General features: G+C 60.0%; 12 protein-coding genes. All 12 read left to right on the forward strand.

The window, feature by feature from the left end; genetic code table 11:
* Positions 1-105 precede the first annotated feature (105 nt).
* A complete protein-coding gene (gene yaaA, locus ACI77D_RS10705; protein WP_221293988.1) occupies positions 106-885 on the forward strand; it encodes a peroxide stress protein YaaA in 780 nt (259 codons plus the stop codon).
* 901 nt (positions 886-1,786) lie between these two features.
* Positions 1,787-3,103: a nucleotide sugar dehydrogenase gene (locus tag ACI77D_RS10710; RefSeq protein ID WP_064454857.1), complete on the forward strand. Its 1,317-nt coding sequence runs from the start codon at positions 1,787-1,789 to the stop codon at positions 3,101-3,103.
* A 98-nt stretch (positions 3,104-3,201) separates the two neighbouring features.
* On the forward strand, positions 3,202-4,677 hold the full coding sequence (gene alg8, locus ACI77D_RS10715) for a mannuronan synthase (protein WP_156526250.1): 1,476 nt from the start codon (positions 3,202-3,204) through the stop codon (positions 4,675-4,677).
* Positions 4,678-4,713: 36 nt separating this feature from the next.
* Positions 4,714-5,880: an alginate biosynthesis protein Alg44 gene (locus ACI77D_RS10720; RefSeq protein WP_064450797.1), complete on the forward strand. Its 1,167-nt coding sequence runs from the start codon at positions 4,714-4,716 to the stop codon at positions 5,878-5,880.
* A gap of 8 nt (positions 5,881-5,888) precedes the next feature.
* The gene (gene algK / locus ACI77D_RS10725; protein WP_262667066.1) at positions 5,889-7,412 is read left to right on the forward strand and encodes an alginate biosynthesis TPR repeat lipoprotein AlgK; all 1,524 of its coding nucleotides are present in this window, start codon (positions 5,889-5,891) and stop codon (positions 7,410-7,412) included.
* Positions 7,409-8,896, forward strand: a complete 1,488-nt coding sequence (locus ACI77D_RS10730; RefSeq protein WP_407016558.1) for an alginate export family protein — start codon at positions 7,409-7,411, stop codon at positions 8,894-8,896. The genes algK and ACI77D_RS10730 overlap by 4 nt, the downstream gene beginning before the upstream one ends.
* On the forward strand, positions 8,896-10,485 hold the full coding sequence (gene algG, locus ACI77D_RS10735; RefSeq protein ID WP_064450794.1) for a mannuronan 5-epimerase AlgG: 1,590 nt from the start codon (positions 8,896-8,898) through the stop codon (positions 10,483-10,485). The genes ACI77D_RS10730 and algG overlap by 1 nt, the downstream gene beginning before the upstream one ends.
* A gap of 11 nt (positions 10,486-10,496) precedes the next feature.
* Positions 10,497-11,945, forward strand: a complete 1,449-nt coding sequence (locus ACI77D_RS10740; RefSeq protein ID WP_064454856.1) for an alginate O-acetyltransferase — start codon at positions 10,497-10,499, stop codon at positions 11,943-11,945.
* A gap of 8 nt (positions 11,946-11,953) precedes the next feature.
* On the forward strand, positions 11,954-13,063 hold the full coding sequence (locus tag ACI77D_RS10745) for a mannuronate-specific alginate lyase (protein WP_156526249.1): 1,110 nt from the start codon (positions 11,954-11,956) through the stop codon (positions 13,061-13,063).
* Between the two features lie 212 nt (positions 13,064-13,275).
* Complete coding sequence (locus ACI77D_RS10750; RefSeq protein WP_128590854.1) at positions 13,276-14,808, forward strand: MBOAT family protein; 1,533 nt, start codon at positions 13,276-13,278, stop codon at positions 14,806-14,808.
* 11 nt (positions 14,809-14,819) lie between these two features.
* Positions 14,820-16,004 (forward strand): alginate O-acetyltransferase, encoded by a 1,185-nt coding sequence (locus ACI77D_RS10755; RefSeq protein WP_064450791.1) that lies wholly within the window; start codon positions 14,820-14,822, stop codon positions 16,002-16,004.
* Between the two features lie 16 nt (positions 16,005-16,020).
* Positions 16,021-16,677 carry an alginate O-acetyltransferase AlgF gene (locus ACI77D_RS10760; protein WP_064450790.1) on the forward strand — a complete coding sequence of 219 codons (657 nt, stop codon included), beginning with the start codon at positions 16,021-16,023 and terminating at the stop codon, positions 16,675-16,677.
* The last annotated feature ends 81 nt before the right edge of the window (positions 16,678-16,758 follow it).

Raw genomic sequence — 16,758 nt, forward strand, 5'->3', positions numbered from 1 at the left:
ACCAACGACAAAGCAGCGCCCTATCACCATCATAGGTGGAGTCTAACCCCCCAACCCCCTAGAATCCCGCCCACGCGACACGCCACGATTAAAGGAGACGATTTCATGCTGATGGTGATTTCCCCCGCCAAAACCCTCGATTTCGAGTCAAAGCCGGTCACCCCGCGCTTCACCCAGCCGCAGTACCTCGACCACTCCCAGGAGCTGATCGAACAACTGCGCGAACTCAGCCCGGCGCAAATCAGCGAGTTGATGCACGTCTCCGATAAAATCGGTGGCCTCAACGCCGCCCGCTTCGGCAGCTGGACGCCCGCTTTCACCCCGGCCAATGCCAAGCAGGCCCTGCTGGCATTCAAGGGCGACGTCTACACCGGCCTCAACGCCGAAACCTTCAGCGATGCCGACTTCAGCTACGCCCAGGACCACCTGCGCATGCTCTCGGGCCTGTACGGCCTGCTGCGCCCGCTGGACCTGATGATGCCGTACCGCCTGGAGATGGGCACCAAACTGGCCAACGCCCGTGGCAAGGACCTCTACGCGTTCTGGGGCACGCGCATCAGCGAGTGGTTGAATGAAGCACTGGCCGAACAAGGCGATGATTTGCTGCTCAACCTGGCCTCCAACGAATACTTCTCGGCCGTCAAGCGCACGGCTCTGAACGCGCGGATCATCAACACCGAATTCAAGGACCTGAAGAACGGTCAGTACAAGATCATCAGCTTCTACGCCAAGAAAGCGCGGGGCATGATGAGCCGCTTTGTGATCGAAGAGCGCATCAACGACCCGGCCAAGCTCAAGCAGTTTGATGTGCAGGGTTATCGCTTCAACGCAGAGCAGTCCAAGCCGGACAATTTGGTGTTTTTGCGCGATCACGCGCCGGAATAAGGCCTTGCTCAGCCCTCACAAACGCTAACACTCTAATGTGGGAGCTGGCTTGCCTGCGATAGCGGAGTATCAGTCGACTGTTCTCTGACTGAAATTGCGCCATCGCAGGCAAGCCAGCTCCCACATTTTTGTTTACATTCCAAGCCCGAAATCGTCATTTATTTGACGTCAAAAAACACAAAGACACATCCCTAACAAATCTTTCACTCGACATTTCAAATTTTTTTTCGTAGTGGCACCGTTTTTTTCAAACGGTAGTGGCACAAAACTATCCTGCCTCACCAACTCCCTATTACGACTCGCCCAAGTAGCAAGTGCTATCACTGTAATGCCAGTGCCATCTTTTCTAATATTTCAAGAAATTTCTGGAAACAGGATGAGCGGCCAGGAACTTCATCCTGATGCACCGCTCATACCACCGGTAACGAAATTCTCTGTTGCTGTAAGAGATGACTTACATGGCGACCAACGGAAGTAGCAAAGTTGTCATATTTAACTTTGACTCAGGGGTCATATTACCAACCGATTAGTTAATAGCGGCGACAAGGAAGAATTGCCACGAACTATAAGGCCAAGGCTCAACCTCCCCTAATGGGTCAGTGATACAACCCAAGGCATTGATAATTAAAGGCTTAAAGCCTCTATCAAGGCTCTGCGGCACTGGCGCCAGGCCCTTCTCCCAAGAAGGCTGGCTGCATTTCAGGGCAGGCTCCAATAACAAGGCCACGTTTCGCACAACTTGAGTGCAATGATGAGTCACTCGTTATTTAACATGCCTATACACGGCAAGTCGGCGTCTATTCGCCCAACTTTCGTGGCATCAGTGACGCTTGCAAACATGAACTCCGGCCATCTAATTGGCATGATTAATATCGTCTTCAATGACAAAGAGGTAAATGCGATGCGCATCAGCATATTTGGTCTAGGTTACGTCGGCGCAGTCTGTGCCGGTTGCCTGTCTGCCCGTGGCCATGAAGTGGTCGGTGTAGACATCTCCAAGGATAAGATCGACCTGATCAATGCCGGCAAATCGCCCATCGTTGAACCGGGTCTGGGCGAACTGTTGAGCCAAGGCATCGCAAACGGTCGACTGCGCGGCACGACCAACTTCGCCGACGCCATCCGCGATACCGACCTTTCGATGATTTGCGTCGGCACGCCGAGCAAGAAAAACGGCGATCTGGAACTCAACTACATCGAATCGGTATGCCGCGAGATCGGTTTTGTCCTGCGTGACAAGACCACCCGCCACACCATCGTGGTGCGCAGTACCGTATTGCCGGGCACTGTGGCCAACGTTGTCATCCCGATCCTCGAAGACTGCTCCGGCAAAAAAGCCGGCGTCGACTTCGGTGTCGCGGTCAACCCGGAATTCCTGCGCGAATCCACTGCCATCGCCGACTACGACCTGCCGCCGATGACGGTCATCGGCGAGTTCGACAAAGCCTCCGGCGATGTCCTGCAGTCGCTGTACGAAGAACTCGACGCGCCGATCATCCGCAAGGACATCGCCGTCGCCGAAATGATCAAGTACACCTGCAACGTGTGGCACGCCACCAAAGTCACCTTCGCCAACGAGATCGGCAACATCGCCAAGGCCGTTGGTGTCGATGGCCGTGAAGTGATGGAAGTGGTGTGCCAGGACAAGACCCTCAACCTGTCCCAGTACTACATGCGCCCAGGCTTCGCGTTCGGCGGCTCGTGCCTGCCAAAAGACGTGCGTGCCCTGACCTACCGCGCCGGTGCCCTGGACGTGGAAGCGCCGCTGCTGAACTCGCTGATGCGCAGCAACGAGTCCCAGGTACAGAACGCCTTCGACATCGTCGCCGGCCATGACAAACGCAAAGTCGCCCTGCTGGGCCTGAGCTTCAAGGCCGGCACTGACGACCTGCGCGAAAGCCCACTGGTAGAGCTCGCGGAAATGCTGATCGGCAAGGGCTTCGACCTGAGCATCTACGACAGCAACGTCGAATACGCCCGTGTGCACGGTGCGAACAAGGACTACATCGAAGGCAAGATCCCGCACGTGTCGTCTCTGCTCAACTCGGACTTCGATGAGGTGATCAACAACTCCGACGTGATCATCCTCGGCAACCGTGACGAGAAATTCCGTGCCCTGGCGCATAACGCACCGCACGGCAAGCAAGTGGTCGACCTGGTGGGCTTCATGTCCAAGGCCACCAGCGTAAGTGGCCGTACCGAAGGTATTTGTTGGTGAGGAGCAGCGGCTAGTTTCAAGCGGCAAGCTGCAAGTTAGAAGCGATCTTTTTTCAGCTTGTAGCTTGCAGCTTGAAGCCCTACTCCTCCGTGACGGACATGAATATGCAACGGTTAAACCAAGCGACTGGCTGGCTATTATTTCTGGGGCTTTTAGCGCTTCTAGCTCTGGCTTTGCCAGCCAGCACATTCGACTCCGAGTCGAAGAATTTTATTTTCCTGATTGGCGCCGTCGGTATCTGGCGCTACTCGATGGGTGCTACGCATTTCTTTCGCGGCATGCTGTTCCTGTATGTGGTCTACCCACACCTGCGGCGCAAGGTGCGCAAGCTGGGCAAGGCGGCAGACCCGTCCCATGTGTTCCTGATGGTCACCAGCTTCCGTATCGATGCACTGACCACCGCCCAGGTCTACAGCTCGGTAATTCGCGAGGCCATCGAATGCGGCTTCCCCACCACCGTGGTCTGCTCGCTGGTGGAAATGTCCGATGAGCTGCTGGTGAAAAGCCTGTGGGAGCGCATGAACCCGCCGGACCACGTGAAGCTCGACTTCGTCCGCATCGCCGGCACCGGCAAACGTGACGGCCTGGCCTACGGCTTCCGCGCTATCTCCCGCCACCTGCCGGATGACCGTGCAGTGGTCGCAGTGATCGATGGCGACACCGTGCTCGCCGAAGGCGTAGTCCGCAAGACCGTGCCGTGGTTCCAGCTGTTCGGCAATGTCGGCGGCCTGACCACCAACGAGTTCTGCGAAGTGCGCGGCGGCTACATCATGAGCGAATGGCACAAACTGCGCTTCGCCCAGCGCCACATCAACATGTGCTCCATGGCCCTGTCCAAGCGCGTGCTGACCATGACCGGTCGCATGTCGGTATTCCGTGCCAGCGTCGTCACCGACCCGGGCTTTATCGCCGACGTGGAAAGCGACTCGCTGCAACACTGGCGCCTGGGCCGCTTCAAGTTTTTGACCGGGGATGACAAGTCCAGCTGGTTCAGCCTGATGCGCCTCGGTTACGACACTTTCTACGTGCCGGACGCCGCGATCAACACCGTGGAACACCCACCGGAAAAGAGCTTTATCAAGGCCAGCCGCAAGCTGATGTTCCGCTGGTACGGCAACAACCTGCGCCAGAACTCGCGCGCGCTCGGCCTGGGCGTTCGCCGCCTTGGCCTGTTCACCAGCGTGGTGCTGTTCGACCAGCGCGTGTCGATGTGGACCTCCCTGCTCGGCCTAACCGTGGCCGTCATCGCCACCTTCAAGTACGGCGGCGCGTTCATCCTCGCGTACCTGCTGTGGATCGGCATCACCCGCTTGATCCTGACCCTGCTGCTGTCGTGCTCCGGCCACACCATCGGCCCGGCGTACCCGGTGATTCTCTATTACAACCAGATCATGGGCGCGCTGGTGAAGATCTACGTGTTCTTCCGCCTTGATCAACAGTCCTGGACCCGCCAGGACACCAAACTGACCCGCGATTTGGCCAGCTTTCAACGTTGGTTCAACACCTGGTCGTCTCGGACCATGACCTTCTCCGCCGGCAGCATATTCGTCGCCGTGTTGCTGATGATGGTCTGACAGCCAAGCCTGAATTAACTCTAGGAAATTGCCCTGATGAACAGCCCCGTAAACGCCAATGTTGTCCACGAATCCGAAGCCCAGCGCCAACATGCCCGGGTCAAAATCCCGGCCAAGCTGCGCTTTTTCAACACCGACCGCACCCAGACCGAAGCACGGGTAATCGACCTGTCCGCCGGCGGCCTGGCGTTCACCGCCACGCAGCCGCTGACCGTGGGTGAAGTGCACAAGGGCCGCCTGCAATTCGTCATCGACAACCTCGGCCTGGCCATGGATGTAGAGCTGCAGATTCGCTCCTACGATCGCCAGAGCGGCCGCACCGGTTGCCAGTTCCAGAACCTCGATGCCCAGGATATTTCCACCCTGCGCCACTTGATCACCTCGCACTTGTCGGGCGACATCGTGACCATGGGCGACGTGTTGGCGACCCTGCAACGGGACAACTTCACCAAGGCGCGCAAGGTCAAGGATGGCGGCAGCGGCATGACCGCGTTCGGTCGCCTGCGCGCCGTGGTGTTCAGCGCCGGGATCTTCATTGTCGGCCTCGCCGCGTTCGGTTTTGTCTTCAAGTCGGTCTACGGCATGTACTTCGTCAGCCACGCCCAGGCCGGCCTCGTCAGCGTGCCCGGCATGAACGTAACCATGCCGCGCGACGGTACCGTACAAAGCCTGCTCAAAGGTGACGCGGTAGCGGCCAAAGGCGCGCCATTGGCGACGTTCAGCACCAGCATGCTCGATGTGCTCAAGGGCCATCTGGACGAAGAGCAGTTGCAACCGGCCAAGGTCGAAGAACTGTTCGGCAAGCAAATGACCGGCACCCTGACCTCCCCGTGTGATTGCGTCGTCGCCCAGCAACTGGTCGCCGACGGTCAGTACGCCAGCAAGGGCGACGTGATCTTCCGACTGGTGCCACGCGGCAGCCTGGCCAATGTAGAAGCGCGCTTCACCTATCGCCAGTTCGCCGACGTGCGCCCAGGTACCGCCGTGAGCTTCCAGGTGGCCGACGAAGAACAGGTCCGCACCGGCACCATCGTCAGCAGCGCCAGCCTGAACAGCGACGACCTGTCCTCGGACATCCGCGTACAGATCAAGCCGGATGCGCCGCTGGACAGCACCTACGCCGGCCGCCCGGTTGAAGTGACCAGCGACCGTGGCCCTTCGCTGAACTGGCTGATCGATAAAGCCATGGCTCACGGTCTGTAAGCGAGGACATGCCTGTGAACCCTATTTCAAGCACAACACAGAGCACTGTGGGAGCCGGGCTTGCCCGCGATGGGATCGACTCGGTGCACCTGAAAGATCGAGTTGCCCGCATCGCAGGCAAGCCAGCTCCCACACAGAGCGGGTCGCACTTCGCCTCTGCATTCTGCACATTGGCACTGGCGGTCAGCCTCGCCGGTTGCGCCGGCCTGCCCGACCAGCGCCTGGCCAACGAAGCCCTCAAACGTGGCGACACGGTCACCGCCCAACAGAATTATCAGCAGTTGGCGGACCTGGGTTACAGCGAGGCCCAAGTCGGCCTGGCGGATATCCAGGTGACCACCCGCGACCCCGAGCAAATCCGTCAGGCCGAGGCCACCTACCGCGCCGCCGCCGATACCTCGCCGCGAGCCCAGGCCCGTCTGGGTCGGCTGCTGGTGGCCAAGCCGGGCGCCACCGAGGCCGAGCAGCACGAAGCCGAAGGGCTGCTGAAAAAAGCCTTTGCCAATGGCGAAGGCAACACCCTGATCCCGCTGGCGATGCTTTACCTGCAATACCCGCACAGCTTCCCCAACGTGAATGCCCAGCAACAGATCAGCAAGTGGCAGGCGGCGGGTTACCCGGAAGCAGGTTTGGCCCAGGTGCTGCTGTATCGCACCCAGGACACCTACGACCAGCATCTGGATGATGTGGAGCGCATCTGCAAGGCCGCGCTGAACACCACCGACATCTGCTACGTCGAGTTGGCCACGGTCTACCAGAAAAAAGCCGAACCGGAAAAACAGGCCGAACTCCTCAAGCAGATGGAAGCCGCTTACAGCCGTGGCACCGTCACTGCCCAGCGCGTCGACAGCGTTGCACGTGTATTGGGCGACGCGACCCTCGGCAAGCCTGACGAAAAAACCGCCCAGGCCCTGCTGGAAAAAATCGCCCCCGGCTACCCCGCCTCTTGGGTCAGCCTGGCGCAACTGCTCTACGACTTCCCCGAACTGGGCGATGTCGACCAGATGATGAAGTATCTGGACAACGGTCGCGCCGCCGACCAGCCGCGCGCCGAACTGTTGCTGGGCAAGCTCTACTACGAAGGCAAGTGGGTGCCGGCGGACGCCAAGGCCGCCGAAGCGCACTTCGAAAAAGCCGTCGGCAAGGAAGTCGCCGCCGATTACTACCTCGGCCAAATCTACCGCCGTGGCTACCTGGGCAAGGTTTACTCGCAAAAAGCCCTCGACCACTTGCTGACCGCTGCGCGCAATGGCCAGAACAGCGCCGACTTCGCCATCGCCCAATTGTTTTCCCAAGGCAAGGGCACCCAGCCCAACCCATTGAACGCCTACGTCTTCAGCCAGTTGGCTAAAGCCCAGGACACGCCAGAGGCCAACGACTTGGCCACGCAGCTCGAAGCCCCACTGACGCCAGAGCAACGCGCCGAAGGCCAACGCCTGGTGCAACAGGAGCTGGCCACGCGCGGCACCCTGGCCCAGAGCACGCTGCAACTGCACGCCCTGCAAGAAGAAGACGGCGAGGAATCCCTATGAAGCTCAACCCATTCGTCAAGGCCGGCATCGGCCTGACCTGCGCCCTGCTGTGGTCATGCCCGACCCTGGCCGCGCTGACCGAAGCCAAGAACTTCGGCCTGGAAGTGAAAATCACCGGCCAGTCCGAAGACGACCGCGACCTGGGCACCAAGCCCGGCGGCGACGTCAACGGCATCGGCCTCGACCTGCGCCCATGGGTCTATGGCGAAAGCGGCGCGTGGAGCGCCTATGCCATGGGTCAGGCCGTGACGTCGAGCGACATCATCGAGACTGACACCCTGCAACAGTCCTCCGATGACAGCGCCTCACAATCGAGCAACAACGACCGCAAGACCAAGAAAAACTACCTGGCCATGCGCGAGTTCTGGGTCGGCTACAGCGGCTTCACGCCCTACCCTGGCGAGCTCCTCAAGTTCGGTCGCCAGCGCCTGAACAATGACGACGGCCAATGGCGCGATACCAATATCGAAGCGCTGAACTGGACCTTCGACACCACCTTGCTCAAGGCCAATGTCGGCGCCGCCGAACGCTTCAGCGAATACCGCACCGACCTGAAAAAACTGTCGCCTAAAGACAAAGACCGCAAGCACTTCTACGCCGACGCCGCCTACCAGTGGACGCCAGGGCAGTGGATCGGCCTGCGTGGCCACCACACCCATGACGACGGCAAGCTCGACTATGCCGAACCGGGTGTGGCCAGCGACCCGTTGGACAAGCGCGAAAACGGCGACATGACCTGGCTCGGTATCGAAGCCAACAGCGACGCCTATAACTGGCGCAACACCAACACCGTCAACTACTGGGCCAGCGTCACCGGCATGAAAGGCAACCGCGACACGGTCAACGCCTTGAACGCCGACGGCTCCCGCCCGACAGAAGCCAAGCGCAGCGATGACGTGAGCGGCTGGGCCACCGACCTGGGTATCCGTCTGCGCCTCGACCCGCAGTGGCAAGTCGGCGCGGCTTACTCGCGCGCCAGTGCCAATTACGAGCAGAACGGCCTGCAAAGTAACCGTTCGAACTGGACCGGCACCCAATCGCGCGTGCACCGCTTCGGCGAGGCGTTTCGCGGCGAGATGAACAACATGCAGTCCATGAGCCTGTTCGGTTCCTGGCAGCTGCGCGAGGACTATGACGCCAGCCTGGTCTACCACAAGTTCTGGCGCGTCGACGGTAACAAGCCGGTGGGCAGCAACGGCATCGATGCCGTGCAGAACAACACCGATGACGTGACCGGCGCAATCCTCTCCAGCACCTCGTTGCCGCTTGAAGACGGCAAGAAGGACCTGGGCCAGGAGATGGACGTCGTGGTCACCAAATACTTCAAGAAAGGCTTGCTGCCGGCCGCGCTGAGCCAGTCGATCAACGAACCGTCGGCCCTGGTGCGCTTGCGGGCGGGCGTGTTCAAGCCGGGCGACGCCTATGGCAGCGGCGTCGACTCGTACATGCACCGCGCCTTTGTCGACGTGATCTGGAAATTCTGATGGGAGCCTGCGCGATGAACCCTCAAGCCCTCAAAGGCTCGGTCAGCCTGCTGGTCGCAGCCATGCTGCTGGCCAGCACTTCGGCCTTTGCCGACGGTGCGGCGGTGAAAGCGCCGACCATCGCCAAAGAACTGCAACAGGCCAAAACCTACACCATCTCCAGCCCGCCAACCGCGCCACTGGAAATGGCCAAACCGGCCCTGCCGGACCTGTCGGGCTACACCGCTGCGGCGATGGAAAAGAAGATCGTGCGCAGCAAACCCGGCAAAGTCAGCATCCGCCGCATGATGCAAGAAGACGCCCTCAAGGACTTTATCGGCGGCGACAACAAGATGGCCGAATGGGTGGTGCGCCAACACGGTATTCCCCAGGCGATCTTTGTCGACGACGGCTACATGAACCTCAAGGACCTGCTCGGCAAAGTGCCCAAGCAGTACCTCAGCGAAACGTCGCCGGGTGTGTTCCTGGCCAAGCTGCCGATCGTGGTCGGCCGCAAGGGCATCCTCGAAATCGACAAGAAGACTCAGGAACTGCGCCTGTCCCAGCAGGCCGGTTCGTTCCTGATCAACGACGGCCAGCTGTTTGTGCGCGACACCCGGATTACCGGCTGGAACGAAAAGGCCAACGGCCCGGCGGCCTTCCAGTCGCCCAAGGAATTCCGCCCGTTCCTGTTGGCCTGGGGCGGCACCGAGACCTACATCGCCAACAGCAAGATGGCCAGCTTCGGTTACGCCAACAGTAAGTCGTACGGGGTGAGTATTTCCCAGTACACGCCGAACATGGCCAAGGTGCTCAAGCGCTCCGAGCCAACCGGCTGGATCATCGATTCCGAATTCTCGGACATGTGGTACGGCTTCTACTGCTACGAGACCACCGGCTTCGTGATCAAGGGCAACACCTACAAAGACAACATCGTCTACGGGATTGACCCGCACGACCGCTCCCACGGCCTGATCATCGCGGACAACACCGTCTACGGCACCAAGAAGAAGCACGGCATCATCATTTCGCGGGAAGTGAACGACAGCTTCATCTTCAATAACCGCAGCTATGACAACAAGCTTTCAGGCCTGGTGATCGACCGTAACAGCGTGAACAACCTGATCGCCGACAACGAGATCTACCGCAACCACACCGACGGCATCACCCTCTATGAGAGCGGCGACAACCTGCTGTGGGGCAACAAGGTGATTGCCAATCGTCGCCACGGTATCCGCATCCGTAACAGCGTGAACATTCGCCTGTACGAGAACAGCGCCATGGCCAACGGCCTGACCGGCGTGTACGGCCATATCAAGGATTTGACCGACACCGACCGCGACATCGCCCTCGACCCGTTCGACACCAAGGTCTCGCTGATTGTGGTCGGCGGTGAACTCGCGGGTAACGGCAGCGGGCCGCTGTCCATCGACTCGCCGTTGAGCGTCGAGCTGTACCGCGTAGCGATGCTGGCGCCGACCAAATCAAGCGGCATCAGCTTCAACGGCGTGCTGGGTGACCGTCAGGAAGAAATTCTCGACCTGCTGGTGCGCCAGCAGAAAGCCGTGCTGATCGATCCTGTCGAACGCCAGACCCAAATGCAGGACTGAGGATGACCCTTATGCACCCACACATGATCAAACTGCTGAGCCTCTCGGGTCTGACCCTCGGCCTGCTGGCGGCCAGCCAGGGCGTGCGCGCCGATGAAGTGAAAGCGCCTACGTTCAGCGCCGAGCCGTGCTGCAGCCTGTGCCCGGCCGCCCATGACGCGAAGAACTACACCACGCGCTACCAGCAGAACTTCACCACCCTGGTGCAAGCCCAGGGCGACTGGCTGTTCCGTACCCAGGAAGATTTGCGCACTGAATTCGACACCAGCCCCGCCGGCTACAAGCGCATGCAACAACTGCACGATGCGTTCAAGGCCAAAGGCGTGGAACTGGTGGTGGTCTACCAGCCGACCCGTGGCCTGGTGAACCGCAACAAGCTCAACCCCGCAGAGAAAGCCAGTTTCGACTTCGACAAAGCGCTGGGCAATTACAAAACCATGCTCGGGCGTTTTGCCAAGATGGGTTACGTGGTGCCGGACTTGTCGCCGCTTACCAACGAGCAACTGCCGGATGAGTTGCCCGCCCACGATTTCTACTTCCGTGGCGACCAACACTGGACCCCGTACGGTGCCCAGCGCACGGCGAAAATCGTCGGTGCCAAAGTGCGTGCAATGCCGGAGTTTGCCGGCATCCCCCAGCGTGAGTTCGAAACCAAGCGCTCCGGGCGCATGGGCAAGACCGGCACCCTGCACAACATGGCCGGGCAGCTGTGCGGCACCAGCTACGCGATCCAGTACATGGACCAATTCACCACCGAGCCCAAAGGCGAAGCGGGCGACGGCGACCTGTTCAGCGATGCCGGCAACCCGCAGATCACCCTGGTGGGCACCAGCCACAGCGGCAAGAACTACAATTTCGCCGGCTTCCTTGAACAGGAAATCGGTGCCGACATCCTCAACGTCGCCTTCCCCGGCGGTGGCCTGGAAGGGTCGATGATCCAGTACCTGGGCAGCGATGAATTCCAGAAAACCCCGCCGAAAATTCTGATCTGGGAATTCTCGCCACTGTATCGCCTCGACCAGGAGACCATCTACCGCCAGATGATGTCGCTGCTCGACAACGGCTGCGAAGGCAAGACCGCGCAGATGAGCGCCAGCACCACGTTGAAACCCGGCAAGAACGAATTAATGGTCAACAGTTCGAACAAAGACCTGCGCAACAGCAGCCATCAGGTCGACATCCGCTTCGCCGACCCGTCGGTGAAAACCCTGCAAGCCACCCTCTGGTACATGAACGGGCGCCACGAGGACATCAAGATCGACAAACCCGAAACATCCGATACAGACGGGCGTTTCGCCTTTGAACTGCGCACCGACGAAGACTGGGCCTCGCAAAACTTGCTGGCCGTGGAAGTGCAGGGCCCAGAAAAGGGCGCTGCCGCGCAGAAAGTCGAAGCGAAAATTTGCACACGCAACGTATTCCCCGCCGGTGGTCAACAGACCGCCTCAACCGGGCAATGAGGTTACCTATGCAGAAGTTATTGATCCCAACATTACTGGGCCTGGCGATGTTCGCCGGCTCCGTGAATGCCGCCGCGCCACTGCGTCCACCCCAGGGCTATTTCGCCCCGGTGGAAGCATTCAAGACCGGCGATTTCAAGAATGACTGCGACGCCATGCCGGCGCCGTACACCGGCTCGCTGCAATTTCGCAGCAAGTACGAAGGTTCGGACAAAGCCCGTTCCACCCTGAATGTGCAATCCGAAAAAGCCTTTCGCGACAGCACCGCCGACATCACCAAGCTGGAAAAAGACACCAGCAAGCGCGTGATGCAATTCATGCGCGACGGTCGTCCGCAGCAGCTGGAATGCACCTTGAACTGGCTCACGAGCTGGGCCAAGGCGGATGCGTTGATGTCCAAGGACTTCAACCACACCGGCAAGTCCATGCGCAAATGGGCGCTGGGCAGCATGGCTTCGGCCTATGTACGCCTGAAGTTCTCCGACTCGCACCCGCTGGCCAACCACCAGCAGGAGTCGCAGTTGATCGAAGCCTGGTTCAGCAAAATGGCCGATCAGGTCGTCAGCGACTGGGACAACCTGCCGCTGGAAAAGACCAACAACCACTCCTACTGGGCGGCCTGGTCGGTGATGGCGACGTCCGTCGCTGTGAACCGCCGCGACCTGTTTGATTGGGCGGTGAAGGAATACAAGGTCGGCGCCAACCAGGTCGATGACCAGGGCTTCCTGCCGAATGAATTGAAGCGCCAGCAACGTGCCCTGTCGTACCACAACTACGCGCTGCCGCCGCTGTCGATGATCGCCAGCTTCGCCCTGGTCAACGGCGTGGACCTGCGCCAGGAAAACAACGGTGCATTGAAACGCCTGGGTGACAAGGTGCTCGCCGGGGTCAAAGACCCGGAAATCTTCGAGAAGCAGAACGGCAAAGAGCAGGACATGAAGGACCTCAAGGAGGACATGAAATTTGCCTGGCTTGAACCCTTCTGCACCCTCTACACCTGCGCCCCGGATGTGCTCGAGCGCAAGCATGGCATGCAACCGTTCAAGACTTTCCGATTGGGCGGTGACCTGACCAAGGTCTACGACCCGACGCATGAAAAAGGCAACAAAGCTAACTGAAGAAACCGGCTCCAAATGTGGGAGCGGGCTTGCTCGCGAATGCAGTGTGTCAGTCGACACATCCGTTACTGAGCCACCGCATTCGCGAGCAAGCCCGCTCCCACACTGACCCGGTTCCTTCAGTGAGAGTGCAATACAACCTCCCCCGAAATCGTGGGGGGGTTTGGGGGGGCTCTGGCCCTTGACTGTTGGTTAAACATGGAGAGATCGGGATGGTTTTCTCGTCCAATGTGTTCCTGTTTCTGTTCTTGCCGATTTTCCTCGGCTTGTACTATTTGAGCGGGCAACGCTATCGCAACCTGCTGCTGCTGATTGCCAGCTATGTGTTCTACGCCTGGTGGCGAGTGGACTTCCTGGCGCTGTTCGCCGCCGTCACGCTGTGGAATTACTGGATCGGCCTCAAGGTCGGTGCGGCAGGCGTGCGCACCAAGCCGGCTCAACGCTGGCTACTGTTGGGCGTGGCCGTCGACCTGTGCATTCTCGGCTACTTCAAATACGCCAACTTCGGTGTCGACAGCATCAACGTGATGATGAAGTCGGCGGGCCTGGAGCCGTTCATTCTCACCCACGTGCTGTTGCCGATCGGGATCTCGTTCTACATCTTCGAGTCCATCAGCTACATCATCGACGTGTACCGCGGCGACACCCCGGCCACCCGCAACCTCATCGACTTTGCGGCGTTCGTAGCGATCTTCCCGCACTTGATTGCCGGCCCGGTGCTGCGCTTTCGCGACCTGGCCGACCAGTTCAACAACCGCACACACACCCTCGACAAGTTCTCCGAGGGCTGCACGCGGTTCATGCAGGGTTTCATCAAGAAAGTCTTCATCGCCGACACCCTGGCGGTGGTGGCCGACCATTGCTTCGCCCTGCAAAACCCCACCACCGGCGATGCCTGGCTCGGCGCGCTGGCCTACACCGCGCAGCTGTACTTCGACTTCTCCGGCTACAGCGACATGGCCATCGGCCTGGGCTTGATGATGGGTTTCCGCTTCATGGAAAACTTCAAACAGCCGTACATCAGCCAGTCGATCACCGAGTTCTGGCGCCGCTGGCACATCAGCCTGTCCACCTGGCTGCGCGATTACCTGTACATCACCCTGGGTGGCAACCGTAAAGGCACGCTGACCACCTACCGCAACCTGTTCCTGACCATGCTGCTCGGTGGCCTGTGGCACGGTGCGAACATCACCTACATCGTGTGGGGCGCCTGGCACGGCATGTGGCTGGCGATTGAAAAAGCCATCGGCCTCAACACCGCGCCGCGCAGTTTCAACGTGGTGCGCTGGGCCTTCACCTTCCTGCTGGTGGTGATGGGCTGGGTAATCTTCCGCTCGGAGAACCTGCACGTCGCCGGCCGTATGTACGGTGCGATGTTCAGCTTTGGCGAGTGGTCGCTGTCGGAACTCAACCGCGCCAACCTCACCGGCCTGCAAGTGGCAACCCTGGTGGTGGCCTACGCAACACTGGCGTTCTTTGGCCTGCGCGACTTCTACAGCAACCGCCCTGCCGAGAAAGCCAAGCCAGCCGACCCGAGCCTGATCAAGGCCGTGCCGGGCGACAACCCGGGCAGCATCCATCAGCCAGGTTTCACCGTCGGCCAGGACGCCGCCGTGCAACCGGCCTACTGGACCGCTGACTGGCCACGCTACGCCATGCGCGCCGCAGTGCTGCTGCTGTTCGTGGCGTCGATCCTGAAATTGTCGGCGCAGAGTTTCTCGCCGTTCCTTTACTTCCAATTCTGAGGGAGCCGACCATGACCCGTTCATTCCGCGTCCTCTATATCGCGCTGTTCCTGCTGGTGCTGCTGGCCCTGGGCGCCTGGTCGATGCGCAGTTTCTTCGGCTTCAGCACCAATCCCGACGCGACGGTGCTCAATGGTCGCTGGACCAAAGCCGTCGAAACGCATTACGACGACCAGTTCCCGATCAAGCGTATTGGCACCAACCTGTGGGCTGCGCTGGACTACAAGCTGTTCAACGAAGGCCGCCCTGGCGTGGTGCTGGGCCGCGATCACTGGTTGTACAGCGACGAGGAGTTCAACCCCGCCGTCAATGAAGACCAGAACCTGGAGGGCAACTACGCGCTGGTCGAAGGCGTACGCCAGAAGCTCAAAGCCCAAGGCATTCAATTGGTCATGGCGATTGTGCCGGCCAAGGTGCGCCTGTACCCGGAACACCTGGGTGACGTGAAACCGGCGAGCATCCACGCCAACCTGTACCAGGACTTCCACGCCCGCGTGGCTGCCGACAAGATTATCGCCCCGGACCTGCTAGGCCCGCTGCAACAGGCCAAGCTTGGCGGCAAGCAAGTGTTCCTGCGCACCGACACCCACTGGACGCCGGACGGCGCCGAAATCGCCGCCAAACAGCTGGCCAAGGTGATTAGCGAAAAGACGCCGCTCAGCGGTGAACGACAACGCTTTGTGACCGAGGCCGAGAAGACGGAGCCGCACAAAGGCGACCTGCGTCTGTTCCTGCCGCTGGACCCGTTGTTTGAAAACCTGATGCCGCCCAAGGAGCCGCTGCAAAAACGCGTGACGCACCTGGCTGAAAACCAAGGCGACGACGCGCTGTTCAGCAACAGCGAAACCCCAGTGGCACTGGTCGGCACCAGCTACAGCGCCAACCCCAACTGGAACTTCGTCGGCGCGCTCAAGCAAGCCTTGCACAGCGACGTCATCAACTACTCCGAAGACGGCCACGGCCCGATTCTGCCGATGCTCAGTTACCTGAAAAGCGACGATTTCAAGAACAGCCCGCCACAGGTGCTGATCTGGGAATTTCCTGAACGTTATCTGCCCGTCAACAACGAAATCGGTGACGCCGACCCGCAGTGGGTTGCGCAGCTTAAACAAGCCGGTTCGCGCCAACAAAACATGGCACTGAACACCCCAGTTAAACACCAAAAATCCGAGACGCCCGACCGGGCGCAAAACTGAAAGAGAGGTAACTCACATGACTTTCACTACTACTCCGCGTCGTCTCGCCAAGACCCTGGCTATTGCTGCCGGCTTGAGCTTCGTATCGATGTCCGCCTTCGCCGGGGGTGACGCCGCCCTCTACGGCCCAACCGCGCCGAAAGGCTCAAGCTTCGTGCGGGTCTACAACGCCAGTAACCAGGAAGTCAGCGCCACCGTCGGCGCCACCAACCTGAACGACGTTGCACCGCTGGCCAGCAGCGACTTCAGCTTCATGCCGGGCGGCGACTACAGCGCCAAGGTCGGCAGCCAGACCGTACCGGTCAAACTCGCCGCCGACCACTACTACACCCTGGTGAACAGCGGCAGCGGCCAACCACAACTGATCGAAGAACCGCCGTTCAAGAACAAGCAGAAATCCCTGGTACGCGTGCAGAACCTCAGCGACAAGGCCCTGACCCTGAAGACCGCCGACGGCAAGACCGACGTGGTCAAGTCGGTGGCCGCCAAAAGCCGTGGCGAGCGCGAAATCAACCCGGTGAAGGTGAGCCTGGCGTTGTATGACGGTGACAAGAAAGTCGGCGATGTGAAGCCGGTGGCGTTGGAACGTGGTGAAGCGGCGGTGCTGTATGTGACCGGTTCCGGTTCGAGCATCTCGCCAGTCTGGGTGAAACGCCCGGTGTCGACCCGCTGATTAGATTTTCAATTTGACGCTCCCCCTGTGGGAGCGGGCTTGCTCGCGAATGCGCTGGTTCAGCAACAGATGTGCTGACTG

The organism is Pseudomonas sp. O39, assembly GCF_045447295.1.
Lineage (GTDB): Bacteria > Pseudomonadota > Gammaproteobacteria > Pseudomonadales > Pseudomonadaceae > Aquipseudomonas > Aquipseudomonas antarctica_A.

Coding starts and splice junctions, on each gene's coding strand:
- ACI77D_RS10760 (WP_064450790.1), top strand. CDS start 16,021: ATGACTTTCACTACTACTCCGCGTCGTCTCGCCAAGACCCTGGCTATT.
- ACI77D_RS10720 (WP_064450797.1), top strand. CDS start 4,714: ATGAACAGCCCCGTAAACGCCAATGTTGTCCACGAATCCGAAGCCCAG.
- ACI77D_RS10755 (WP_064450791.1), top strand. CDS start 14,820: ATGACCCGTTCATTCCGCGTCCTCTATATCGCGCTGTTCCTGCTGGTG.
- alg8 (WP_156526250.1), top strand. CDS start 3,202: ATGAATATGCAACGGTTAAACCAAGCGACTGGCTGGCTATTATTTCTG.
- ACI77D_RS10745 (WP_156526249.1), top strand. CDS start 11,954: ATGCAGAAGTTATTGATCCCAACATTACTGGGCCTGGCGATGTTCGCC.
- ACI77D_RS10740 (WP_064454856.1), top strand. CDS start 10,497: ATGCACCCACACATGATCAAACTGCTGAGCCTCTCGGGTCTGACCCTC.
- yaaA (WP_221293988.1), top strand. CDS start 106: ATGCTGATGGTGATTTCCCCCGCCAAAACCCTCGATTTCGAGTCAAAG.
- ACI77D_RS10730 (WP_407016558.1), top strand. CDS start 7,409: ATGAAGCTCAACCCATTCGTCAAGGCCGGCATCGGCCTGACCTGCGCC.
- algK (WP_262667066.1), top strand. CDS start 5,889: ATGCCTGTGAACCCTATTTCAAGCACAACACAGAGCACTGTGGGAGCC.
- ACI77D_RS10750 (WP_128590854.1), top strand. CDS start 13,276: ATGGTTTTCTCGTCCAATGTGTTCCTGTTTCTGTTCTTGCCGATTTTC.
- algG (WP_064450794.1), top strand. CDS start 8,896: ATGGGAGCCTGCGCGATGAACCCTCAAGCCCTCAAAGGCTCGGTCAGC.
- ACI77D_RS10710 (WP_064454857.1), top strand. CDS start 1,787: ATGCGCATCAGCATATTTGGTCTAGGTTACGTCGGCGCAGTCTGTGCC.